The sequence below is a fragment of the Novipirellula rosea genome (assembly GCF_039541335.1).
Classification (GTDB): Bacteria; Planctomycetota; Planctomycetia; order Pirellulales; family Pirellulaceae; genus Novipirellula; species Novipirellula rosea.
The window spans coordinates 1-23631 of record NZ_BAABGA010000073.1 but is presented as its reverse complement, the minus strand read 5'-3'; the positions used below and the strand labels follow the sequence as shown (position 1 = coordinate 23631).

At 55.6% G+C, this 23631-nt stretch carries 17 protein-coding genes; 4 read left to right on the top strand and 13 right to left on the bottom strand.

What is annotated here, in order from left to right:
- Positions 1 to 6: 6 nt before the first annotated feature.
- Both ABD971_RS25740 and ABD971_RS25735 read right to left on the bottom strand, forming a co-directional pair.
- Positions 7 to 999, bottom strand: a complete 993-nt coding sequence (locus ABD971_RS25740; RefSeq protein WP_345326735.1) for an ABC transporter permease subunit — start codon at positions 997 to 999, stop codon at positions 7 to 9.
- Positions 986 to 2062 (bottom strand): ABC transporter ATP-binding protein, encoded by a 1077-nt coding sequence (locus ABD971_RS25735; RefSeq protein WP_345326734.1) that lies wholly within the window; start codon positions 2060 to 2062, stop codon positions 986 to 988. Before ABD971_RS25735 ends, ABD971_RS25740 begins: the two co-directional genes overlap by 14 nt.
- Here ABD971_RS25735 and ABD971_RS25730 point away from each other — a divergent pair.
- Positions 2061 to 2513 carry an FKBP-type peptidyl-prolyl cis-trans isomerase gene (locus tag ABD971_RS25730; protein ID WP_339942245.1) on the top strand — a complete coding sequence of 151 codons (453 nt, stop codon included), beginning with the start codon at positions 2061 to 2063 and terminating at the stop codon, positions 2511 to 2513. The genes ABD971_RS25735 and ABD971_RS25730 overlap by 2 nt on opposite strands.
- Positions 2514 to 2786: 273 nt before the next feature.
- Here ABD971_RS25730 and ABD971_RS25725 read toward each other — a convergent pair whose 3' ends face one another.
- The 10 genes from ABD971_RS25725 to queF all read right to left on the bottom strand — a co-directional run bounded on the left by ABD971_RS25725 (position 2787) and on the right by queF (position 18018).
- Positions 2787 to 4664, bottom strand: coding sequence for a DEAD/DEAH box helicase (locus ABD971_RS25725; RefSeq protein WP_339942246.1), 1878 nt, complete (start codon positions 4662 to 4664; stop codon positions 2787 to 2789).
- A gap of 213 nt (positions 4665 to 4877) precedes the next feature.
- Positions 4878 to 5387: a hypothetical protein gene (locus ABD971_RS25720; RefSeq protein WP_339942247.1), complete on the bottom strand. Its 510-nt coding sequence runs from the start codon at positions 5385 to 5387 to the stop codon at positions 4878 to 4880.
- A 241-nt stretch (positions 5388 to 5628) separates the two neighbouring features.
- On the bottom strand, positions 5629 to 6576 hold the full coding sequence (locus tag ABD971_RS25715; RefSeq protein WP_345326733.1) for a patatin-like phospholipase family protein: 948 nt from the start codon (positions 6574 to 6576) through the stop codon (positions 5629 to 5631).
- A 235-nt stretch (positions 6577 to 6811) separates the two neighbouring features.
- Positions 6812 to 8809, bottom strand: coding sequence for an acyl-CoA dehydrogenase family protein (locus ABD971_RS25710; protein WP_345326732.1), 1998 nt, complete (start codon positions 8807 to 8809; stop codon positions 6812 to 6814).
- Positions 8810 to 8906: 97 nt separating this feature from the next.
- A complete protein-coding gene (locus ABD971_RS25705) occupies positions 8907 to 11123 on the bottom strand; it encodes a 3-hydroxyacyl-CoA dehydrogenase NAD-binding domain-containing protein (protein ID WP_345326731.1) in 2217 nt (738 codons plus the stop codon).
- A gap of 1 nt (position 11124) precedes the next feature.
- Positions 11125 to 12411, bottom strand: a complete 1287-nt coding sequence (locus tag ABD971_RS25700) for a thiolase family protein (protein WP_339942251.1) — start codon at positions 12409 to 12411, stop codon at positions 11125 to 11127.
- Positions 12412 to 12489: 78 nt separating this feature from the next.
- Positions 12490 to 14247 carry an AMP-binding protein gene (locus tag ABD971_RS25695; RefSeq protein ID WP_345326730.1) on the bottom strand — a complete coding sequence of 586 codons (1758 nt, stop codon included), beginning with the start codon at positions 14245 to 14247 and terminating at the stop codon, positions 12490 to 12492.
- Between the two features lie 543 nt (positions 14248 to 14790).
- The gene (locus ABD971_RS25690) at positions 14791 to 16059 is read right to left on the bottom strand and encodes a tetratricopeptide repeat protein (RefSeq protein ID WP_345326729.1); all 1269 of its coding nucleotides are present in this window, start codon (positions 16057 to 16059) and stop codon (positions 14791 to 14793) included.
- 363 nt (positions 16060 to 16422) lie between these two features.
- The gene (locus ABD971_RS25685) at positions 16423 to 17421 is read right to left on the bottom strand and encodes a sugar phosphate isomerase/epimerase family protein (RefSeq protein WP_345326728.1); all 999 of its coding nucleotides are present in this window, start codon (positions 17419 to 17421) and stop codon (positions 16423 to 16425) included.
- A gap of 225 nt (positions 17422 to 17646) precedes the next feature.
- Positions 17647 to 18018 carry a preQ(1) synthase gene (queF, locus tag ABD971_RS25680; protein ID WP_339942255.1) on the bottom strand — a complete coding sequence of 124 codons (372 nt, stop codon included), beginning with the start codon at positions 18016 to 18018 and terminating at the stop codon, positions 17647 to 17649.
- A 2-nt stretch (positions 18019 to 18020) separates the two neighbouring features.
- Here queF and ABD971_RS25675 point away from each other — a divergent pair, with 2 nt between their 5' ends.
- Positions 18021 to 18788, top strand: coding sequence for a 7-carboxy-7-deazaguanine synthase QueE (locus ABD971_RS25675; protein ID WP_345326727.1), 768 nt, complete (start codon positions 18021 to 18023; stop codon positions 18786 to 18788).
- A 172-nt stretch (positions 18789 to 18960) separates the two neighbouring features.
- Here ABD971_RS25675 and alaS read toward each other — a convergent pair whose 3' ends face one another.
- The gene (alaS, locus tag ABD971_RS25670) at positions 18961 to 21786 is read right to left on the bottom strand and encodes an alanine--tRNA ligase (RefSeq protein ID WP_339942257.1); all 2826 of its coding nucleotides are present in this window, start codon (positions 21784 to 21786) and stop codon (positions 18961 to 18963) included.
- 113 nt (positions 21787 to 21899) lie between these two features.
- Between alaS and ABD971_RS25665 the strand changes: the two genes are divergently transcribed.
- The gene (locus ABD971_RS25665; RefSeq protein WP_345326726.1) at positions 21900 to 22058 is read left to right on the top strand and encodes a hypothetical protein; all 159 of its coding nucleotides are present in this window, start codon (positions 21900 to 21902) and stop codon (positions 22056 to 22058) included.
- Between the two features lie 111 nt (positions 22059 to 22169).
- Positions 22170 to 23498, top strand: a complete 1329-nt coding sequence (locus tag ABD971_RS25660; protein ID WP_345326725.1) for a hypothetical protein — start codon at positions 22170 to 22172, stop codon at positions 23496 to 23498.
- Positions 23499 to 23631 lie beyond the last annotated feature (133 nt).

Genomic DNA, 23631 nt, shown 5'->3' with positions numbered 1-23631 from the left:
GCTTCATTAAACACTTAACCTCGAGATCAAACGACGGCGAACCACCCAGAATCCGATGACGGTAATCGAAACGAGCATGACCATCGAGGGGACGACACTAGCCGATGTCGGATCAAGATCAAACACCCATGCTTCGACTTTGCCCAACGTATGATACGGCGACAACAGCCGCCATCGGTCCACATCGATTCCCAACGCCTCGTAATCGATCCGTCCACGTCGCAGCGATCGCGGTGGACGTTGACCGACCATCGCCGAATAGGTCAGTATTTGATAAGCCACAAACCCCATCGCCCAGGTTGCGAACCAAGCAAAGGTGGCGTAACGACTTTCACTTGTCAGTGACGAATAGCCCACCGCAAGCGCCGTGGTCGGAATCATCAACACCCCCGACGCCGCGATGATACGCAGCGGAATGTCCCACGTTTGCGAAACCACCGACAAATCGGGCGACAACAACACGCCAACACAATACAGCATGAAGGCTGGAACAGTGACGATCATGGAAAGCAAAAACCAAATCACTGCCGATTTTCCAATAATGTATTCGGTCGGTGAAAGCGGCCGCGAGAAATAAAGCAGATAGGCTTTGGTTCTCAAGTCATACGAGACCAACATTGGCGCGATCAGCCCGATCAACAACACCATGGCGAACAATTGCGGGTAGCGAAAGAACGCCAAGATTAGCGTCGACCAAACTTCATGCCTCGCCGCATCGGGATCCGAGATCACCAGCGTGGCTAGTTCCGGTTGTTGCAGCGGCCCTCGTAGCAAGGTAAAGACAAACTGCTTCATCTCGGGACTGGTCGACGAATATTCAAAGGCAAAGATGCCAAACGCGGGAAGCATCACTGGCAACCATGCGAACACCAACATCATTCGCAACCACTTGCGACGCCAAATCAGCGAGATGCCGCTGCGGGCAACCACGATGGGCCGCAGGATCCGTGCAACACGTCGGCCGTTCCAGCCGCGATACCCAAGATCATTGACCGGCACTGAACGACTCCAGCGGTGTATCAGATGGCAACGAGTCTCGGCCTTTTGCCACGTCCATAAAGATCTTGTCGAGCGAATTGAGGGCGGGCTGCATGCGGCGAATCGACGTTTGTGTCTCTGCCGCCCAGTCCCAAAGTCGTGCCGTGTCCGTCGCTTCGATCCCCTCGATTCGTAACGAACCATCCTCGTTTTGCAAAACACGATATCCCGCATCGGTGGCCTTGGCGATCAATGCCGCCGGATCGCCCAAGGTTGTTACATGAAGTGTCGGCGAGCTTGGCCGGCTGAGGGTTTCAAGCGAATCGACAACACGGACGGTGCCACCCACCAGGATAATGACGTTGTCGCAAACCGCACGCACGTCGGGCAAGATGTGAGTCGACAAGATCACCGATTTGCCGTGCCGCAGCGCCAACGTGCGAATTCGATTTAACATCGACGCTCGCTGATCGGGATCCAAACCGGTCGTCGGTTCATCCAAAATCATCAGCGGCGGGTCATGCACGAGCGCCTGAGCAAACTTTAGTTTTTGACGCATGCCGGTCGAATACGACTGGATCTCGCGGTACCGCTCTTCGCCAAAGTCGCAGAAATCCATCATCTCATGAGCCCGCCGCAACGCTTCGGTGCCCGACAGCCCTGACAAGCGAGCCATCAACGCCACCGATTCGACACCAACCAATCCGGTGATGTAACAATCGTCTTCGGGCAGATAGCCTACCGAGTCACGGATGCGTCGCACGTCGCCAGGCCACGCGTGCCCCAACACTTGTCCCGATCCAGATTGCGTTTTCACGAGTCCCAAAAGCGCTTTGATCAACGTGCTTTTGCCCGAACCGTTCGGTCCCAACAACCCCGTAATGCCTGATGCCACGGTCAGCGAAACGTCGCGCAGCGCAGGCACACCTCGATAGAGTTTGGTTACGCCTTCGACTTGTACGACCGCGTCAATAATTCCGCTCCCACGTAGTGGTTGATGAAACAAGCGTGTATTGTAACGGTTGTAATGTCGCGATGGTTCGGCAACCCGTCGCTTGATTCCATCATCAAGGAACAAACGCATGAAAATATTTTCTACAATCGCCACTCTGTTTTTTGTAAGTGGACTGATTTTCGTCTACGGATGTGGGAGCCAACCCGAGGTGGGGCTGAGTAAAGTCGATGCCGATGCGCCGACTGAATTCACCGAGACCGAATCGGGATTGAAGTATCGCATCTTGCGAAAAAGTGATGGCCCGAAACCATCGGCGACCGACCGTGTGACGGTGGACTACACCGGCTGGCTCGACAACGGGACCGAGTTCGATAGCTCGTACGCTCGACGCCAACCCGCCACGTTCGGTCTAAACGAAGTCGTTCCGGGTTGGACCGAAGGACTGCAATTGGTGGGCGAGGGAGGCATGATCGAGCTAGAGATTCCTTACCAGCTCGGCTATGGGGCTCAGGGAAGCCCCGGCAGCATTCCGCCGTATGCGACGCTGCACTTTAAAGTCGAGCTTCACGAGATCCAGTAGCGAGCAGATTCAATCGAGCATGGTCGAAATTCCTGCCGCTTCGGAACGTTTGTCGGTTTGTTGATTTAGTGAGCCGTGACGCGTCAGCGGCCGGGGCCCACGCACTACCCGGTTAGTGTCAAAGTAGATGGCATGGCCTTAACGGCCCTCGGCTCACGAAGCGTGTTTGCGTGTCGATGAGTTTTGTTAGAGAGTTGTTGTGAGGGGGCAACGAAAAAGGCACGCCCGAGAGCGTGCCTTTAAAATGTGGATGTCTTGCTAAGCTTTGCTTGACTACTTGGCGTGAGCCGGCTTCTTGAAGTGCTTTTTCTTGCCAGGCTTTTTGCCGGCCATGTTCGCTTTGCCTGCTTTGCCGCCTGATTTGAACTTCTTGTCTTTCAGCCCAAATCGTTTGCCCGCTGGCCGACCGCTGTCGGTATCGGCGTAACGATTGGTGCTACGTTCGTCGGCAACGCTAATGTTGAGTTGTTTTCCAGCAACCCAGGTATTGCGAAGCGTTTGGAAAATCTCGTTAGGCATTCCCGCGGGTAGATCCACGGTGGTGTAGTTGTGCTGGATATCAATCGGGCCAATGAATTCGCCGTTGATTCCCGCTTCGTTGGCGATCGCGCCAACCAAGTTACCTGGCTTGACGCCATCGGCACGTCCCACATCGACACGGAAACGCTGCATTCCGTCACGCGGTGCACCGCCGGTGCGACGTCCACCCCGTCGTTGCGGTGGTCCATCGTCGGATCGATTGAATCGTTCCCGTTTGGAAGGTCGCGAATCGTCGTAACCGTTCTCTCGAGGCTTTTTGGATTTCGGTACGTCTTTGAGCAAGAGGGGACGACCGTTCTGAGCCATATCCGCAAGCGCGGCGGCGATCATCTCGACGGGTTGGCCCGATTTCTCGGCAAAGTCCGCGATCATCTGTTTGAAAAACGTCATATCGCGAGTTGCGATCGTTTCGGTAATGCGTTGATTGAAATTATCGACGCGTTTGCGGTTGATGTCGGCGGTGGATGGCGGATCGACGATCTCGATCGATTGACGCGTGACGCGTTCGATCGAACGCAAGCGTCCTCGTTGGGAGTGTGACAACAAGATAATCGCTTCGCCGCTTCGTCCGGCGCGCCCGGTGCGGCCGATTCGGTGCACGTACGACTCGCTGTCGTGCGGCGGGTCAAAGTTGATCACGTGACTGATTCGCGGCACGTCCAAACCACGCGCGGCGACGTCGGTTGCGACAATGATGTCCAAATGGCCCGACTTCAGCTTTTCCACTGTTCGCTCACGCAGTGCCTGTGGCATGTCACCATTGAGCGCCGATGCGGTATGTCCCCAGCGAACCAATTTGTCAGCCAGCGTTGTGGTCGCTTCTTTGGTTTTGGTGAACACGATCACGCCATCGGTATCTTCCGATTCCAGCAATCGCATCAACAAGTCGGTCTTGTCGCGTGGGGTCACGTACAGACAACGTTGGCGGATGTTCGCCCCCGTCATCGTTTTGTGCTTGATTTGGATAGTTTCCGGATTCTTCAGGTGCTTTTGAGCAATCCGGCGAATCGGATCAGGAAGGGTCGCTGAGAACAGCGCGATCTGTGTCGTATCGGGAGTTTGATCCAACACGAATTGAACGTCTTCCAAAAAGCCCATGTTGAGCATTTCGTCCGCTTCGTCGAGCACCAAACAATCGAGCGACCCGACTTCGAGCGAACCACGCTTGATATGGTCGATCACGCGGCCTGGGGTACCGACGACGACTTGCACGCCGCGGCGAAGGGCTCGCAATTGGGGTTCGTAATCTTGGCCACCATAGATTGCACAAACGGAGAAACCGTCCATGCAGGATCCGTAGGTCGAGAATGATTTGGCAACTTGAATCGCCAGCTCGCGCGTTGGTGCGAGCACGAGGACTTGGACGGCTTTTTTGGCAGGATCGATTCGCGAGAGGACCGGCAACGCGAATGCGGCGGTCTTTCCGGTTCCCGTTTGAGCCTGGCCGATGACATCGCGTCCCTCAAGCAGATGGGGGATGACGGCGGCTTGGATCTCGGATGGCGTTTCGTACCCAGACTTCACAATCGCTTCTTGGACTTTGTCCGCAAGCGGTAATTCGGCAAACGTGGGGGTTTTCACTTCGGCGGGGCTGCTTTCCAGCTGATTCATAAAGGGCTTCACATATCGAAAGATGTCTGCGCCGAAAGTGCTCTGGCGCCCTCTTGACTGTAAGCGTAGCTCCTGTTTTACACAACTCAAAGGAACGCAATCGCAGCCAATTTTGCTCCTAAAACCACCGCTTTGCGTTACCATCATGCGTACTGCATCGGCTGTACGGTTGCCGAATGCCCCCTTGCAAATTAACGCAAATCTTTCGCTTTTCTAACTTTGCCCACCCCCAACGCTCGCCGATGAGGCCGAGTAGCCAAACAAGGCTTTGACACTTGGACGCATCAAAACGAGGATGGTGAGTACCCCCAATACGGTTCCAAACGGCATGAACATGCACTCTACCCCGGCGATCACCAGACAGTAGGTATAGCCCTGATACGATCCGAGTTTGCGTCCCGCCACGATCACGCAGCACGCCATCGCCATCCCCATGCCGATCATCAACGCCGGAAACAAGATGAAAAACCAGCCAAAAATTGCGGGGGAAGGAGACCCATTTGCGTTCGCGTCATCCAGCGCTCCCGAGACGATCGCGATTCCGATCACCACATGGATGATCGGAAACAGCGATATCAATGCGAGGATCCCGCCGGCAACATAGTGAAAGATCGAAAGCAATCGCAGTTGATCGATGTCCTCGCTGCTGGGCCGAGGAGGCGGCGGATTTGACGTTGGCTGTGCAAATGGATTGTCGTGGGGTTGCGGAGGGATCGCGGTCATTCACAGTGTCTCGTCAATCAGAGCCGCCTACGTGTCTGTTGCCATATCCAGCGAACAGCGAAAAGGTCATCGCAGCGAAAAGGTTATCGCAGCGCAATGGGATACGTAGTCTAGCAAACAAACGCGCGGCGCTGCGTGTCGGTTCACGCCGCGTAGTCGAAAGTCACCCGCGACTTCCGCTACGCTTAATTAGCACCAACGGTACAAGAAAAAACACTTCACCGCGTTGGCAATAACTGGACTAGGTCACAAGGGCTGCGATTCGTCGTCGCGCTGCCTCACGCCCCGCGTCAATGATGCGTTCGGGATGGCTAAAGTCGAACCAATCGACGCCATGCAAATCGGGGCGAATGACGAGATCGGCCAAATCCGCTTTCTCACGACGCATCATACACTCGCCAATATCCTGCATCCGCATGATCACATCGAGCGCGGTGCTGCAATCGTCGACATGCGAGTGCGATTGGCCGACATCGACGGCGATGGTCAAATCGTTGGCACACGACTTGGCGATCATCGATGGCAACGCATCGACGACTCCGATGTCACACAGCTGCATGCCGTCCCATTGGACGGGAGGAAAGATGCCGGGGATCGCCATCGAAGCTTGGATTGCTTTTCGCAGCGGGCCATTTTCGATCACGATCCGGTTGCCGCTCCGCAAGTCGGCTGCCACGATGCTGAGCGGTGTGGGAAGGTCCGAGAACTCGATGTCGGGGACCAACGCTTCGATCCCATCGGACAAAATCGCCTCGGGCATCAACGACGCCCGCGTCGCCGCTCGCGTGATCCGGCGGTGAGCCGAATACAGATAGCGAACACGGTTGTACCACGCCATGACACCCGATTCGGCATCCTCCATTCGCGAGCCCGTGGACCCAAATAGCAGATGCTGGTTTCGAGAAAAGGCCGGCGAGAACAGAAATTCGATTGTCTGAGCCTGCACGCGGCGTGTGACTGAATCGAGAGCACACATGGCCCCGACCAGCGCCCCGATACTGACTCCGACAAACCGCTCGGTTTGAATTCCTGCCTCACCGACCACCTGTATTGCACCAAGATGGGCGAGCCCGCGCGCTCCGCCACCTCCCAACGCGATGACCGCGCGTCGCTGACGATTTTGTGGTTCCAGCCTTGGTGACTCCGGCCTCGAAGACGCGCGAAAACCAAACAGGTCGACCAGATTCATGTTGCAGCTCCTTCACCTCTTCGGACTTTCATTTATCGTGACTCTCCCACGTCATCCTCTACTGTGCATTGTCTGTTCCCAAAATCGCGATCGGTTCCCAAAATCGAATTCGTCAGCGTTTGATTTGTCGTTTGCAAATTTGTCACTGCTAAATTCAGTTGAGGGCATGAGCCTTGCCAACGATCCAGCCGTCTGCGGATATTTGACAACACGTTGATTGATTCGAGATTCTCGGTTACTTGTACGGCATCATGATTTCTCCCGATGTCACTCCATCAAGTTCGCTCCATCCCTGCTCGGCAATCTGGTTACCGAGATCCGTCACTTGACGGAAATCGGCATTGCTGGCTTTCCCACCGCTGATCTTTAACTGCAGTTCGCGGCACACGGTATCGGCCGCAGCGCGAGTGATCGGGTCATTGGAGGCTTTGGCATACAGGCTGGTCACCAACATCACGACCGCGTTTTGGATATCCAACGACAACGCGGACATACGGCATTGACGGTCGGCAAGCTTTAATTGAAAGGTTCGCATCGTTGTGCTAATTCGCATGCCGCTTTGCGACAGATAACGCTGTGCGAATTTTGTATGCCCCGCCAGCTTTGCATCTGACATTGGGAGCGGTGACCAACGCGCCGCCGAGACTTGGTGGCCAACCCACCATTTCGCATAGCTCGACAGCGGTTTGCGAAGTGCCCAGGCGTGACGTGGATTCAGCGGATTGGGTTGCGAGGTCCCGAGTTCACTAAGGGTTCTGCCGATCGGTTCAAAGAAGAGTTTGCCATGATGTTTGACCAGCGATTTAAAGAACGCCATGCCTAACATTTCGCCTTCGCCTTCGTAGATACAGGGTGCTAAAAACTCGTGCACGTTATCGCCAAACAAATGGCCTTCCAAGAATGATCGGCCTCCATGCGTTTTCATGAACAATTCGATCGCAGCTTCCTTTTGGGCCTCGCTGCCGAAAATTTTTGCCACGATGCATTCCATCTCGCCACGGTACCCTTGGTCAAGCAAATCGGCACACCAAGCGGTCATCGCGTCACAGGCGACAATCAAACCGGCAAGCCGTCCGATTCGGCGTCGGACTAATTCCCGACGGTCAATCGATTGACCATACGTCTCTCGGTAGGCTCCCCAAGGCAACATTTCGGCAAGCATCCAACGCATCGCACCGGCAGCGTTGGCACACAGCGAAACGCGGCCCAAATTCAAACCGTGATAGGCAATCGTCAATCCGTCGCCCTGCGAAGGGACTAGCAAATTATCTTTGGGCACACGGAAATCTTGAAAGATCAATCCGTTGTTGTTCGCACGACGTAGGGCGTAAATGCCGTAGCGTTTTAGTCGAAAATGTTCGTTTTCGTCGTCCGGTAAATCGACGACCAAGACGCTCGGTTTGCCATCGATTTTGCAAACCAATCCAATCGTGCGACCGGGGATCGCATTTGTGATAAACAGCTTCTCGCCGTTAACAACGTAGTCATCACCGTCGAGCACCGCGGTGGTGCGAAGTGCGGTCAAATCGCTACCGGCACCAGGTTCGGTCAATGCAAATGCTGACAAACGACGGCCATCGGCCAATTGCGGCAGAAACCGCTTCTTTTGCTCGTCGGTTCCAAAGGACCGCACCGGATCGACCGCACCGATACAGCCGTGAACCGACGCCAACCCCGCTACCGTCGGGTCGATTGTCGCCATCTGTGTGATCATTTCGGCAAACTGACGCATCGTGGCTCCCGATCCGCCGAACTCCGGTGATACCAACAGCCCCCAATAGCCGACCGATCCCAATTCGGCCAACACCTTGGCCGTAATCTTTCCCTTGTCGTCCAGCAGCGTGCCACCATCGCGATGTTTGCGAACGATTTTCAGTGATTGTTCGACGACCAACGATACCGATTCGTTCTGCGACATCGCATCGACCTCGAACAATTCGGTGGGAACCTGTTTGTCCCAAACCGCTCGGTGAACCGGGCTGTTGGTCGTTTTGTATTGAGCCGCAAACAAGTCCTCGACTTGATCGTCTGCGGTATCGATCAATCCGGTGCGTTTGGATTCGTCAACCGATGCGCCACCGAGTCGGAGTGCCACCTCGGCGAACGATTCACTGCTGGGTTTGGCGTCCGCTTTGGGCTGTGCCGCGTCCGGCTTTGCGTTTGACTTTGAATCCGACTTTGCGGCTGACGAGTTTGGTTTGGTCGGTTCCGAAGGATGAATATCGAGGCTCATGGGATTACTCCTCAAAAATTGACAATGTTGTAAACGGCTGCGGCAATCGTTTCAGTGGCGAATGACGCCAAAACCTTGGGCTCGGTCTGATTCGGAATCACCCCTTGGTTACCGCGTGATCGTTGTCCTCCGATTCCGTGTCTGTAAAGAACAACTGATGCTGTTCGGCCATCTCTTCGAGCAACAACGGGCTGGCGAAGCGATCTCCGTAGATCGATTGCAGGTAGCCCAAGTTGGCGTGCACGATGTGTTCGCCAATCGTATCGACCACATGCAGCGGTCCACCGCGGTGGGGGGCAAAGCCTGTCCCCAGTACCATCGCCAAATCGATCGCCCATGCTTGGTCCACGATGTTGGCTTGTTTGCAGCGAATCGATTCGGCGAGCATCGGGTAAATCAGCCGGCGTTGTTCGGACGTCAATCCATCGACAACGAAGTGATCCTCGCGGACACGTTGCACCGTACGGTGCCCTGATTGTGGATTCGTTCGTGGGAAATCGGCCGTTCCATCGCGACGGCCCTTCTTGTATTGGTAGAACCCGCATTCCGTCTTCTTGCCCAACATCTCGTCGTTGACCATCAACTTCAATTGATCGACCACGGGGCCGACGCCGACGAGCACACTGTCGAGTGATTTTGCCACATGGTAGGCGACATCGATGCCGACTTGGTCTAACAATTCCAGCGGCCCCATCGGCATTCCAAACGCTCGCACTTGTTTGTCGATGCGGTGGACATCGTGTCCTTCGGCGACCATCATCACCGCTTCACCCAAGTAGGGGAACAGCACGCGGTTGACCAAGAATCCGGGAGCATCGGCGGTCACGATCGGAGTTTTTCCGAGCGCGCGAACAAAGCTGACCAATCGGGCAATCGTCGCGTCGCTGGTCTGTTTGGCTCGCACCACTTCGACCAATTCCATCTTGTGGACGGGATTAAAGAAATGCAGTCCCGCGACTTTATCGGGCCGTGTGGTCGCATCGGCCATGCGAGCGATCGACAAGGATGAAGTATTGGAGGCCAGGATCGCGTTGGCCGCTAACAATTTATCAAGTCCGGCAAAGACCGCGTCTTTAACCTCCGCGCGTTCGACAACCGCTTCGACGACCAAGTCGGCGCCGTTCATCGGTTCGTCACTGGTCGTGACATGGACTCGGTCCAGGATCGCCTCACGATCTCGTTCGGACAGGTTGCGGTGCTTGGCCAATTTGTCGACCAGCGAAACGACGCGTTTGCGTCCCGCCTGGGCCGCGTCTTCGTCGATTTCTTTGATGACCACGTCATAGCCGTTACAGGCAGCCAATTGCCCAATCCCCGCTCCCATCGCGCCGGCGCCGATCACGCCAATCTTACGAATCGGTTCCTCATGCACCGCTGTGGTCGGTGATGCCCAGGTACGAAGATCGCGAGCCGATTCACGAGCAAAGAAAAGCTGCAACAGATTGCGGCACGTCGGCGTGGCCAACAAATCAACAAACTCGTTCCGCTCGGCCATAAAGCCATCGGGACGCAATCCGTAGCTGCATCGCACCGCCTTGATCGCCGATTTGAGTGCCGGATAATGGGACGCCTTGGAGCGGATTTTCTTCTCTGCTGCGGCAAAGATCAGCGAGCGTCCCAAGGCCGTCGCCTCAAGCCACTTTTGAATGATCGGCTGCTTGCGTCCGCTCTGGCTGACCACGTCCTCATCGAGAATTTGGACGATAAAATCAGCAACTTCGCTTTCCCAATTCTCAGGATCGATTGCACGGTCGATCAATCCGATCTTCGCCGCCTCACTCGCCGACAAGTGCTTGCCTTGCAAGATCAAGCTCAGTGCATTGGTCAATCCGACCACACGTGGCAGCCGCTGGGTACCGCCCCAACCGGGAATCAAACCCAATTTAATTTCAGGCAGCCCGATCTTTGTACTGCTGTTGTCGCGAGCGATGCGGTAATCACACGCCAGCGACCATTCCAATCCGCCGCCTAGACAGGGACCGTGGATCACGGCAAGTGTTGGCATCGGTAACCAATTGATCCGGTCAAACAGTTGTTGTCCGCAATCAATTAACTGCGTCGCCTGGGCGGGCGATTCAATATTCACGATTGCTTTGACATCGGCGCCCGCCAAGAAGCCGCTTTCTTTGCCGCTACGGAATACGACTAACTCGCAATCGCCACGATGTTCCAAATCGTGAACGATCGCTTCGAGTTCGCTCATCACGTCACGATCAAGAATATTCAGGGGACGATCGGGCACGTCGAGCGACACGGTGGTGACACCTCGCACATCGGTCGTGACGCTGAATGCTTTGTAACGATCAATACTCATACTAGGACTCCAGTTCGGTTTCGAGAGCGATGGCGACACCTTGGCCTCCACCAACGCAAAGTGTGGCAAGTCCTCGGCGTTTGCCGGAGGCTCGCAAGGCACGAAGCATCGTTAAGATCAGACGGGTGCCAGTGGTACCGACGGGATGGCCCAGCGCGATAGCCCCGCCGTGGATGTTGACGATGTCAGGATTCATTTGTCCGATCGCGGTGGGACGCGATAGTTCTTTTTCAGCAAACGACTTCGATTGCATCGCACGGTCACAACCGATTACTTGCGCTGCAAACGCTTCGTTGATTTCAATCAATTCAAAATCCGATAACGACATTCCCGTTTCGTCTAACAGCTTTGCCGTGGCATAAACTGGGCCGAGCCCCATTCGTTTCGGATCACAACCGGCGATCGCTGCGGCGGTGATATACCCCAGCGGTGGACGCGAAAAACGATCAAGATTGTTTGTGGCGGAAAGCACCACCGCGGCAGCCCCGTCGGTCAACGGGCAACTATTTCCAGCGGTCACGGAGCCATCGCGTTTGAATATCGGTTTCAGTTTGGCAAGCTGCTCGAGCGTTTGTCCTGGGCGGATGCAGTTGTCTTTGTCCATCGGTTTGCCGCGATCCAGGGGAACCTCGACAATTTCGCCTGACAGGAAGCATTTTTCTTGAGCCGCAGCCGCCTTGTGATGGCTCGCCAAAGCAAACTCGTCCTGCTGAGCTCGCGTGATCGCGAAATCATGAGCGAGCACCTCGGCGGTCTCGCCCATGTTCAATCCCGAAACCGGATCGGTCAGCCCCAGTTCGACTCCGGCGACCGGTTTAAAATGTTTTGGGCGAAAGGCCGCGAACGCAGCGATTCGTTGTGGAAGCGTCTTGGCCCGCGCGACTCGCATCCACGCTTCGGTTGCCTTGCGGCTGTACAGCAGAGGGATCTGCGACATCGACTCGGTACCGCCCGCGACAATCGTTTTCGCGCGACCCCCGCTGATAATACTGCAGCCTTGCAAAATCGATTCCATGCCCGATGCACAGTTGCGATTGACGGTATGCGCGATACGGTCGATCGGCACGCCGCTTTTCAGCGCGATCACGCGAGCCACGTTGGCTGAATCGGCGGGACCTGCGACATTGCCGATGATGACTTCGTCCACCGCATCGGGCGTCAACTCACACCGCTGCAGCGCTTCGGTGACGGCTATTCGACCTAACTCGACCGCAGACACATCGGCGAGTTTGCCAAACGCTTTTGCAAATGGGGTGCGTACTCCCGCGACAATGGCAATGGGTTCCATCAATGAATCTCCTTTTTCCGTAAACACTCAGCTGTCGTTTCGTAATCAAACGTTGCAACGCAAACCAAACTTCGCAGCTCACTCTCGCAATTTGCGCCGCACTACCTTGCCCAAAAAGTTTCTCGGAAGATCGTCAATACACTGCTCGTAGAGTCGAGGTTGTTTGTGTTTGGAAAGGTGGCTGCGGCAATGAGCACGCAGGGCATCTTCATCCCAGTCGGCTTTGTCCTGCATCCGCACAAACGCCTTGACCACCTCGCCTCGTTGTGGGTCGGCGAATCCGACTACCGCTGCATCACGCACACCGGGAGCGTCACGCAACACCGCTTCAACCTCGGACGGATAGACGTTAAATCCTGAGGTGATGATCAAGTCTTTTTTGCGTCCCACAATGCTGTACAAGCCGTCGGGATGACGCACTGCCAAGTCCCCGGTGTAGAGCCATCCATCGCGAATCGTCGTGGCCGTCGCTGCGGGATCGTTCCAGTAACCGAGCATGACTTGCGGGCCGCGAACGATTAACTCTCCGACCTGTTCGTCCCCCACGTCGCTGACGCCGTCGTCTTGGTCGACGATCCGGCACTCGGTCTCGGGCAGCGGCAATCCGATCGTTCCATATTTGGGTTCGGCAAATAGGTTGCCGACGTGCGTCACCGGCGAGGCTTCTGAGAGCCCAAAGCCTTCGACGACCAAGGCTCCACTGTGTTCGCTAAATGTCTCGCCCACCGTTGCATCCAACGGCGCGCCTCCGGAGATCACCCAACGAATCGAGCTCAAATCGGCCGGATACTCACTCAAACGGTCGTTCAGCGCCACCAACATTGCCGGTACGGCGTGCAGCACCGTGGGGCGATGCGTTTCAATCAAATGTATGACTTGGCGAGCATTGAAGCGATGGTGTAGCACCAAGGTGGCTCCCATCGCCGCGCCCCCGAGCACGATTGCCGAAACGCCATAGCTGTGGAAAAACGGCAACACGGCGATCATCGTTTCGGTCGCAAACGATCGATCGGTCCATTCAAATTGCTGCCATGCGTTGGCGACCATGTTTTGATGACTGAGCGTCACCGATTTCGGTGTTCCCGTCGTGCCACCGGTTGGCAAGATGTAGGCGGGATCGGTTTCCGGGTTGATTTCGACTGGCTTCCATTCTCGACGCAGCCCCTTTAGTTCTTCCCAAAACCAAGCATGCGATGCGTTACTGGGCAACGACCACTGGCCGGTGCGTTGATGACGTGCCCACAAGTATCCAAGCTGCTTCAGCGAGGGTAGATGTTCACGAATCGAGACATACAGCGTTTTGGTCAATTCGGAATCACAGCCGACCAACATCTGGGCCAGCATGTCCAGGGTGATCACCACCTTGCAATCGGTGCGGCGAACGATATCGGCCACCTCGTCTTGGACCATCAGCGGGCTGAGTGCGACCGCGATCCCGCCCGCCCGCCAAATGCCGTTGACCGCAATAATGAACTCAGGAACATTGGGAAGTAATACGCCAACGCGATCTCCCTTTTTAATTCCAAGATGCTGCAACAGAGCTGCCGCGCGTACCGCGTCATGATTCAGCGTTTGGTACGTCCAAGTCATATTGCCATAGATCACTGCCGTCCGGTCCGGGATCACATCGGCTGCATGACGCAACAAGCCAAACGCGGGGATGCCGCTGTAGTGCGGGATCCCTGCGGGAATATCCAACGACGCGTCCGGTTCATTGACGCTAGGCATCGATTCTTCGGCAATGCGAAGGACACTTGCATCACTCGGCACCTCGGTCGATCGAAATCGATCGTCCGATTCGGGATACCCTGGATTCCCTTGCAGCATATGGCCCATGGCTGAAACTCCCTGATAGAAGCCGCTGTGGCGAACTCGATCTTCCGTGAGTTAAGTGCGGGATGCTCGACGTTTTTTCGACGAGTCAAACCGCTCCGATGGAAGTCGGCTAAAGAAAGGGCGTTTGACGGCACTCTCAAAGCCGACCGCAGTTGCGGCTGTCGGCTCGGGGCCAGCCAAAATCAATCAAAAAGAAAAGAGGTCGCGGCCTGGTTGAACTTGTGGCGTCTCATGTCCGTCAACGCGAACACAAGTAGGGTGGCCGTGATAAGCAACAAGAAACCGATAACCGAGCCGTAGTCGCTTCTCATTGCTTACAGTTGATCTTACGTTGCGGAGTGACGAAAGGCAACTATTTTCACGCCACAAACTTGCAAAGTTAGGTTGCGCCCCTTTGTGAAGTTTGTCACGAGGCTGCGTTTAAATCTAAAGTGGGGTGGTTAATGCGGGGGGGTGAGGTCTCGAAGGGGCGGTGGAGCGAGTGTGCGTATCGATCCCGACATCTGCCAGCGAAATGGCAGGCGATGGGCGACAGAACGCCATTCATTTGCGGGGTCCCAATCGCTGCAGCTCGGAGACCACATCGGCAATGACCGGTTCCCATTCACCAAGTTTTTGCTGACGAAACAGTCGCATTGAGTCGTACCAAACGGTATCGCTGGCTTGGGTCATCCACCGCCAATCACAAGCAGTCGAGATCAGACACCACACCGGAACCCCCGCGCCGCCGGCCAAGTGTGCCAACGCCGTGTCAGAAGTCACTACCAGATCGAGGTGCTGGAACACGGCGATCGTATCGAGGAACGCGCCGTCCGCATCGAGATCGTCGTAGCGGACCAGCGGAAACGCAGTGTCGTTCTCAGCTAGCTGATTCAACCCGTCGTGTTTCTGCAGACTGACCAGCGTGACATTGTCGACGTTGGTAAGTGCGGCAAAGCACGAAAGCGGAATCGAACGCCAAACGTCACCTTTGAACGTTGGGCTGCCCTGCCATCCGATTCCAATCTTTAGTCCCGACAAGCTCTCGATCCGACCTCGCCACTTTTCGACCCGATCCGGTTCCGCATACAGATAGGGTGTCGCGACTCGAAACCGCTCGGGATGATGCAGTTGTAACAGTGCTGGTAAACTCAATAATGGCGAGTACAGATCAAACGCAATCGGAGCCGGCTGATCCACCGGCATCCAGTGATCAACACCCTGAATGTCGCGAAGCAATCGACTGAGGGGTTTTTGTGCCGCCAGCCAAACGGTGGCTCCAAGCTGCTGCAATCGAGGCAGAAAACGAATGAACTGGAACGTGTCACCAAATCCTTGTTCGGTGTGAATCAAGATCGAGCGTCCCTCGAGCGACGAACCGTCCCATCGCGGCAATGGAATCTCGGGTCTCGGTACCGCAGCCGCCTTCCAGCGCCATTCGTATTCGATCCAGCCCTCGTCGAATCGAGCAAGCTTCAAGAGTGACAACGCTCGGCTAAAACGAATGCGGTCATGCCCGGGGTCCAGCAGCAAGGCTCGCTCAAAAACTTGAACCGCTCGTTCGGGCTCGCCGCGGGATTGATACAGCAAACCGAGATAATAATGTGCGGGTATCAAGTCGCAGCGGATTCGCAGCGCGTGCTCAAGTGTTTTAACGGCCTCGTCGACTTGGTGACGACGCGATTGAACAAGGCCAATGATTTCCAAGGCTTCGGCACACGCGGGGTGTGCTGCCTGGACTGTGGTGGCAATCGCAAGGGCCTCGTCGATTCGGTTCTGATCAAAGGACTGCTGGGCAAGCAACAAATCCGATTGCCAAGTGGCACCATTCATGGATGTCCTTCCTCAGCGATAGCGAAGATCAGCAGCGACAAACACAGCCCACAATCGTATGCGATTTGGCAGCCGACGTGTCAATGTAGCCCGCATCATGTCGCACGATAGCGACGTCGATCCGGCTGAAGCGGCTGACCTCCCCGAAACTCGTTTTGGGGAAAGGGGCATCGCAACGCTTCTAGCTTGGAAAGCTGGGCGACAATGGATTCGACCGCAAACTCTGGGTGTGGCCTCGTTGTGGTCAGAGAGCGAGCGTGCAGGCTCGCCGCAACCAGCCCTCCCCGGCCACTATCGCGGCCGACCCTCCCGCACACGAGAGGGTAAAACAGTCGTACCGGATCTGTGATCCGGCCCACAAAACTACGAGGCTTTGATGTCTTCGAACGTTCGCAATCCGTAGGGGATTCCGACGTAGTCGAGCACGCGGCAGAGGCCTCGCAACGCGACACCAAATCCATCGGGGCCGCTGAAGCCACCGAATTGTCCGCCACCTTTGACGTGCGGCTCGAGATCCATGAAGACTCCATCGGCTCCGCGCGCGGTCATCCGCTTGTGCAGTTCGGGCAAGAAGTCCTTCATGTCACGCAAGATTGCTTCGTGACCACTGTCGCCACGGTCCGCAGGCACAAAGTTGCTGAGGCTTGCTTCGTCCACATGATCGATCCGCGCCGTCGGCGATGGATCGTGGTAATCCTTGATGTGAACCCAACCCAAGCTCGGCTTCATCGCCAAGTATTGGCCGTACGTTTCATCCGGTGTGAAGCCTTGCGTGACGATATTGGCGGCGTCAAAAATCGTCAGCATCGCGGGATGATTGACTTTTGCTGCGATCGCTTCGAGCAATTGACCGGTTTGGCCAACCAAGTTGGCTTCGACTTCCAAACCAAACGTCAAACCACGCTTGTCGCACGCTTCGGCGATTTGAGTCAGTTGGTCCGAAACTTGATCAATGTGTTCCTCGGGCTTGGTTCCTTTGGGGTGATAGAACGCAAAACCGCGAATCAACTTGGCTCCGAACGCTTCGGCACGATCACAGGCGCGAGCGACGTCTTCCTTCATGTAGTGATCAAACGGCACAAATTTGTTCGCCGTTCCATCGTCAACATCTTTTAGTTTCACCTTACCGATTGGCGAACCGATGCTGCTGACCTTCAATCCATAATCACCCTGCATTTTGACGAGATGGTTGATCTCGGCATCGCTGAGCATCATGACGTTTTTGATTCCTTCGCCGGCATCGATGAAACGAATCGAATAGTACTTTAAACCGAGGGCGGCGAACGCAGAGTACTGTTGAACGGCAAGCTTTTCGTTGGCGGCTTCGTCAGCAAATCCGCTAAGCAAAATCGGAGTCGTCATGATGGAGATTTTTGGGGTTCAGGAAGGGAAGGGAGCAGAGGATCGCCCGACTGCGGACGGGCACAATAAGTAAGTTATTCGGGACCGTCGGAAGGTGTGGTGACGGTCCTCGCTGGTAGCGGAAGTCGTCAAGACTTTCGTGAATAACGGCAAGACTTTCGTGAATAACGGCGTAGGTCGAAACGCTTGACGAGTTCCGCTACGTCAGTAATTATGCCGACGGCACTAACCGAGGGGAACGTCGGGATATTGCACGATGATATTGCTGTTCAGACCGCCGCGAGGGGTCCAACGGCTTTCGACTGTTGCTTGTCGTGGCTTTACGACAGCGAGAAAGTCGTCCATGATTCGGTTTGTCACGGCTTCGTAGAAGATTCCTTCATTGCGAAACCGCTGCAAATACATCTTTAAACTCTTCAGCTCGACACATATTTTGTCGGGCACGTAGGTAAAGATGATCGTTCCGTAGTCGGGTTGCCCTGTTTTAGGACAAACCGAAGTAAATTCGGGACAATGGTGTTGGATCGTAAAGTTTCGTGTCGGGCTGGGGTTGTCGAAGACTTCCAACAGCTCGCGAAAATGATTTGAGTCGTTCAATTTTGATTTCTCCACTTCGTAATTCAGGATTTTTGCAGGCTTCGACGGAATCGACCAGGGGGACCCTGGCCGAAACATCGTCGCTGCGCATTTCCGAGACCTTCGTCAGCCGCCAAGGCGAAGGCGAACTGACGGGAACCAACAGTTTTTTCGTTCGCACCAGCGGTTGTAATTTGCGTTGCTGGTTCTGCGATACCCCGTACGCGTCGTGGCGTCCCGAGGGGGATCAGATGTCGATTGCCTCGCTTGTCGAGTCGATTTCCGATTCGGACGTGCGTCATGTCGTGCTGACAGGCGGCGAACCTCTGCTGCCCAAGGAATCGGTGCTGTTGTGTGAGATGCTGCGAGAGCGTGGCTACCATATTACGATCGAAACCGCAGGCACGATTGATCGCCAGATCGCTTGCGATTTGATGTCGATCAGCCCTAAATTTCGTACCAGCACCCCGGACGCGGATCAACATCCGCGTTGGAGCGAACTGCACGAGCAGCGGCGGATGCCCATCGGCACGATGCAAAGGCTGATGGAGCAATCGGTCGACTACCAAGTAAAGTTTGTCGTCGACGGAGAGCGGGATCTGCAGGAGCTTCAAGAAATTGTCTCGCAACTTGACGTTCCCGCAGACAAAGTTTGGGTGATGCCGCAAGGAATCAGCAACGAGGAACTTGACCAGGCGGCGACGTGGTTACGCCCTTGGACGGCCGAGCACGGGTTTCAATATTGCGACCGCATGCAAATCCGTTGGTACGGCAACCGCCGCGGCACGTAAGTGATGCGGCGGCTTTCGAGAGCGACATAACCGTGGCCTTGACGGCCACGGCAGAGAATCTGACGGCCTCCGGCGTAATAGGCCTGCATACGCTGCTCGCAAGACCAACGAAACTCTTGGCGAGTTTCGCTACGATTTTGTGCCGATGACGCATCTGGGAAGCCTATCCCACTTAGCTCAGCGATTGTCGCATCGAGACTTTGGCTTGCTCGAGTGCTTCGGGCAGCTTTTCCGGATCCTTTCCGCCTGCCTGTGCCATGTCGGGACGACCACCGCCGCCTCCGCCCACGACCGTTGCGGCGGCACCGACCCATTCGCCTGCTTTCACGCCACGATCGACCAATTCGCGACTGATGCCGCCCACCAGCAATACCTTGTCGCCTTGCACGGACGCCAACAGGACAGCGGTCGGCTTGTCGCTTTTCTTGCGAATTTGATCGATCCAGCCACGCATCACGTTCGGGTTCGCACCCGGCGTCTCGGCCACAATCAACATCGAATCGCCAACGCTTTCCGCACCCGAAATTAAATCATCGGCGGACAACTTTCCGCCTGCGGTGACTTCACGTAGCTGTTTGACCAAATTTGATCGGTCCGCGAGCAAGGCTTCAAGCCGAGTGACGACATCGTCAATCGAAACATTCAAGCGTCGCGTGATATCGCGGACGGCCGAACGGATCGCGTTGTAGTCCGTGGTATCGGTTGGCGATTCTGGCTTTTTGACGACAAACGTTTCGGAGTGTTCGACTGGCTTGCCAGCGGAGAGTTCTTTTTTCAGCTGACGCACTTCGGTGAAAAGTTGTTTTGTCGCGGCGACTGCATGTTCCCACGGACATCCGAGCGTCTTGGCAACCTTTTCAAGCAGTTCACGCGTTTGAACACGATGTGCCTCGGCACGATCGCCGGTCAACGCTTCGATACGTCGTGTTCCCGCAGAAACACTCTCTTCGACGACCAACTCAAACGCTTGAACCTGTTTCGTGTTGGTGAGATGGGTTCCGCCGCAAAGCTCTTTGCTGAACTCGCCCATCGATACCATTCGAACGGGATCGGGATACTTTTCGCCGAACAACATCATCGCGCCGGCGGTGCGTGCATCGGCAAGCGGCACGGTTTTCCACTCGATCGGCTGGGCTGCATCGATTTGAGTCCACACGTCTTTTTCGATTTGCACGAGCACGTCGTCATCGATCGCATGTTGATTGGTAAAGTCGAATCGCAAGCGGTCGGCTTCCACCTTGCTGCCTTGTTGCTGAGCGTGATCGCCCACGTTTTTGTGCAGTGCGTAGTGCAGGATGTGAGTGGCCGAGTGGGCACGACAGAGCGCATCACGCTGAGCCGAATCCACGATCGCGGTGCATTCATCGCCCTCGTGGATCTCGCCGCGCGTCAATTTGCCATGATGAACGATCAATCCGGCATGTCGCTGAGTGTCGATCACTTGGAATTCGAACTTGTCGCACTTGATGACTCCGACGTCACCGACTTGACCACCCGATTCGCCATAAAACGGCGAGTGGTTCAGCACTAAACGCAGTTCGGCATCGCTGGCGCGATCCAAATGGCTGAGCAACTGCCCTTCGTCGTCTTTGCCACCGACACCTGTGATGATGCCCTTGACCGTGGCGGTCGCTTCGATCGTTTCGTAACCGAGGAAAGGCGTTTCGCGAAGCGCTTCTTTCAAGGTCTCCAAAGGTCCGGTTTGGAACAATTCTTTTTGTCCCGCACCACTTTTGATCGAATGCTCGTGCATCGCATCGCGATAGCCGGCCCAATCGAACGTAAAGTTCTGCTCGGCGCTCAGCGTTTGCAGTAATTCCGGAGGCACACCGTAGGTCGTGTTCAGTTCCGCCGCTTCCTCGCCCGGAACCATCACTGCGGCTTCATCCCGCATCTGCTCGAACAGTTGTCCAATTCGTTTCATGCCGCCATCGATGGTGCCGAAGAATGCTTTCTCTTCGGCTTCGATCACATCGGCAACTCGCTTGGTCGTTTCGCTTAGCTCGGGATAAGGAACCTTTGCGCTCTCGGCGACCGCGTCGACCAATTTGTAAAGAAATGGCTCGCGGAGATCCATTTGGTAGCCGTCCAAGACCGCGCGGCGGATCAAGCGTTTGACCACGTACTTGGCATCTTTGGGACCGGGGTAGACGTTTTCGTGAATCGCGAATGCACACGCGCGAGCATGGTCGGTGATGCGGCGCAGGCGACGGCCGTTGTCACTTTCGTATTCGTATTTGACGCCACAGACTTCCGACGCCGCTTGGACGATCGGGAACAAGTTGTCGATATGGAAGTTCGTCGGCACGCCCTGCAACACGCTGGCGGTTCGCTCGAGCCCCATCCCGGTATCGATGTTTTTGCTTGGTAGCGGCTTCAGGTTGTCTGGTGGATCGCCAACGCGATTGAATTGGGTGAACACGAGGTTCCAAATTTCGACATCACTACCATCATCGAGGTGGTAATAAATTTCGCTACAAGGACCGCATACCCCATCGGGGCCTTCGCTGGGTGCCGAGGCAGGCCAAAAGTTCTCGTCCTCTTCCATGCGGGAGATTCGCGACGTTGGCAGACCGATTTTTTCGTTCCAAAACTGGAACGCTTCGTCATCGTCCTTGTAAACGGTCACGCTTAAACGCTCGCCAGGAATTCCGAGCCATTTTTTATCGGTTAAAAATTCCCAAGCCCAGCGAATGGCGTCTTCTTTGAAATAGTCGCCGAAGCTGAAATTTCCCAGCATTTCAAAAAACGTATGGTGAAATGCGGTGCGTCCGACATTATCAATGTCGCCGGTTCGCAAGCATTTTTGACAGGTGGTCGCCCGCGTGAAATCGAGTTTAACCTTACCGAGAAAGTGGTCTTTGAACTGATTCATTCCCGCCGGCGTGAACAAAACGGACGGATCCCAGGTCGGAACCAATACGTCGCTCGGTTTGCGGACACATCCTTTTGACTCGAAAAAAGCAAGGTATTTTTCGCGTAGCTCGTCGGTTTTCATATCGCTCGTCTATGTTCAAAGCTGGGTAATGACTTGGTCCAAAGAGGCTGAAAATTCGCCAATCGGTGAACAAACCGACGCGATATTGCCTCGTCTTCGGACGCGAGTGTTGAATGATCATATCGAAACGAGTCATTTCGGCAGAGGGCACGTCCGCTATCCAACAGAAATCGCCGCCGGATTTCTTGTTGCCCCCATGTCGTCACTGCCCTGGATATCGCAAGCTGCGAGTATGGATTGGCACGATTCGCAACCAAGAAGCAGATTCATAGCCAAGAAGCATGGGATAGAATCGAATCCCAGTTAAAATCAAACGGACAGTCAATCGTGACGACCGATTCGCCGCCAAGCTTTATCCCTTACTACGAAAAACGACCAACCTGATGGCAATCCCTCCCTGGACCGTTGAATTACTGCGACGTGGACTCAACGACGTGGCTCGACGAGCGCGTGAGCCTGAGACACTCGAAAAACTGAAAAACCAAGCCACGGAGATCATTCAGGATCTACCCCAAACGGCGGCCCGCGGGCTGGACGCGGTGATGCGGGCGACCGAGGCAGGCAAAAAAAATGTGCAACGCTGGTCCAAGAAACAAGTCGCGATCGCGATCCCGATGGTCAACGCATCGGGCACGTTGATGACCCCGCTGGGAACTGGCGTTCCTGTGGCCGAAGAGGCGGTCGAGGCGGCGTATGCCTGTTTGCACGGCGATGTTCGCCGGGACCACTATGCGAACCAGCGACTGACTCGCGAGCTGCACCGACATCTCGATTCGTCGGCGAACCTGGAAATCGCCGTCGCAGCAAATCTTAATGCGATTCTGACCGCGCTGGTGATCGGCATGAGCCAAGAAGATATCTTGATTCACCGCAGCCAAGCGATCCGGCTCCGTAGCGGCGATTCGCTGGTGGACGCGCTCAATTCGCTGGTGCCAATCGTTCAGGAAGTCGGAGCGAATGATTCGATCGAAGCGTCAGATTTCGCTGCTTTCGACTCCTTTTGCCTGATCGTTGCCGATGACGAAACCAAACCCAATCCCCCCGAGCCACTGCGTCTCGACAAACCAGCAGTGACGCAAGTTGTCGTACTGCCGGTCGCCACGCTCCGCCAAACCAAGGACTCGCAATTGGCGTCGGTCGAAGCGGCGATCGATGCGGGGGCGGATCTGGTTATCGTCGAAGGCGGCGGTGTGTTCGGAGGGCCGGAATGTGGCATCCTGATCGGCAAACGCGAAATCGTGGACGCGATTATCGAGTCCGCTGTTTGGAAGTCACTCGAAGCGACCAGCGCGGTGCAAGCGATGTTGGTCAGCACATTGGGCAAATCGGCCACCGGCGAGCTGCCCATCGACGCTCTGCTGCAAACGGGCGAAGAGAACCTGAAAGCTCGAGCCGAACGGCTGGCGATGCGGTTGACCGCGAGCGATTCGATTAAAAGCTGCCAAGTGACCGCGGAAGACGCCCGCATCACGCCAAAAGGCCGATGGCGGTACCCGTCTCGGCAAGTTCGTGTGGAGCATCGCTCGTTGACCGCCAAAGAGTGGGCCGAGCAACTGCGAGAGGAGTTGCCGTCGTTGATCGTTCGCGAAGATGAGCAAGCGATCATCGTCGACTTGAAATGGGTCAGTCCAGCCAGTGACGGGAAAATTGGCGAATTGATCGGAGGATTGCAATCCGCATCCCCGAGTGAAACGACAAGCGAAATTCCCTAGTCGCCCTGCGTCACCCGGCAATTGAGGGGGCAATCATGGTTTCACCAGCCCTCCTGGGACGCTTTCAGCGGCCGACCCTAGTATATGATCATTGTGGTGTTTCGACCGGTTTTCACGTCGATTCGCTGTGATG

What these genes read in the sequence shown, in the direction of transcription:
- ABD971_RS25690 (WP_345326729.1), bottom strand. Translation starts at nt 16,059, where the DNA reads ATGAATGGTGCCACTTGGCAATCGGATTTGTTGCTTGCCCAGCAGTCC.
- ABD971_RS25705 (WP_345326731.1), bottom strand. Translation starts at nt 11,123, where the DNA reads ATGAGTATTGATCGTTACAAAGCATTCAGCGTCACGACCGATGTGCGA.
- ABD971_RS25700 (WP_339942251.1), bottom strand. Translation starts at nt 12,411, where the DNA reads ATGGAACCCATTGCCATTGTCGCGGGAGTACGCACCCCATTTGCAAAA.
- ABD971_RS25695 (WP_345326730.1), bottom strand. Translation starts at nt 14,247, where the DNA reads ATGGGCCATATGCTGCAAGGGAATCCAGGGTATCCCGAATCGGACGAT.
- ABD971_RS25725 (WP_339942246.1), bottom strand. Translation starts at nt 4,664, where the DNA reads ATGAATCAGCTGGAAAGCAGCCCCGCCGAAGTGAAAACCCCCACGTTT.
- ABD971_RS25660 (WP_345326725.1), top strand. Translation starts at nt 22,170, where the DNA reads ATGGCAATCCCTCCCTGGACCGTTGAATTACTGCGACGTGGACTCAAC.
- ABD971_RS25685 (WP_345326728.1), bottom strand. Translation starts at nt 17,421, where the DNA reads ATGACGACTCCGATTTTGCTTAGCGGATTTGCTGACGAAGCCGCCAAC.
- ABD971_RS25665 (WP_345326726.1), top strand. Translation starts at nt 21,900, where the DNA reads ATGATCATATCGAAACGAGTCATTTCGGCAGAGGGCACGTCCGCTATC.
- ABD971_RS25720 (WP_339942247.1), bottom strand. Translation starts at nt 5,387, where the DNA reads ATGACCGCGATCCCTCCGCAACCCCACGACAATCCATTTGCACAGCCA.
- ABD971_RS25715 (WP_345326733.1), bottom strand. Translation starts at nt 6,576, where the DNA reads ATGAATCTGGTCGACCTGTTTGGTTTTCGCGCGTCTTCGAGGCCGGAG.
- alaS (WP_339942257.1), bottom strand. Translation starts at nt 21,786, where the DNA reads ATGAAAACCGACGAGCTACGCGAAAAATACCTTGCTTTTTTCGAGTCA.
- ABD971_RS25735 (WP_345326734.1), bottom strand. Translation starts at nt 2,062, where the DNA reads ATGCGTTTGTTCCTTGATGATGGAATCAAGCGACGGGTTGCCGAACCA.
- ABD971_RS25710 (WP_345326732.1), bottom strand. Translation starts at nt 8,809, where the DNA reads ATGAGCCTCGATATTCATCCTTCGGAACCGACCAAACCAAACTCGTCA.
- ABD971_RS25730 (WP_339942245.1), top strand. Translation starts at nt 2,061, where the DNA reads ATGAAAATATTTTCTACAATCGCCACTCTGTTTTTTGTAAGTGGACTG.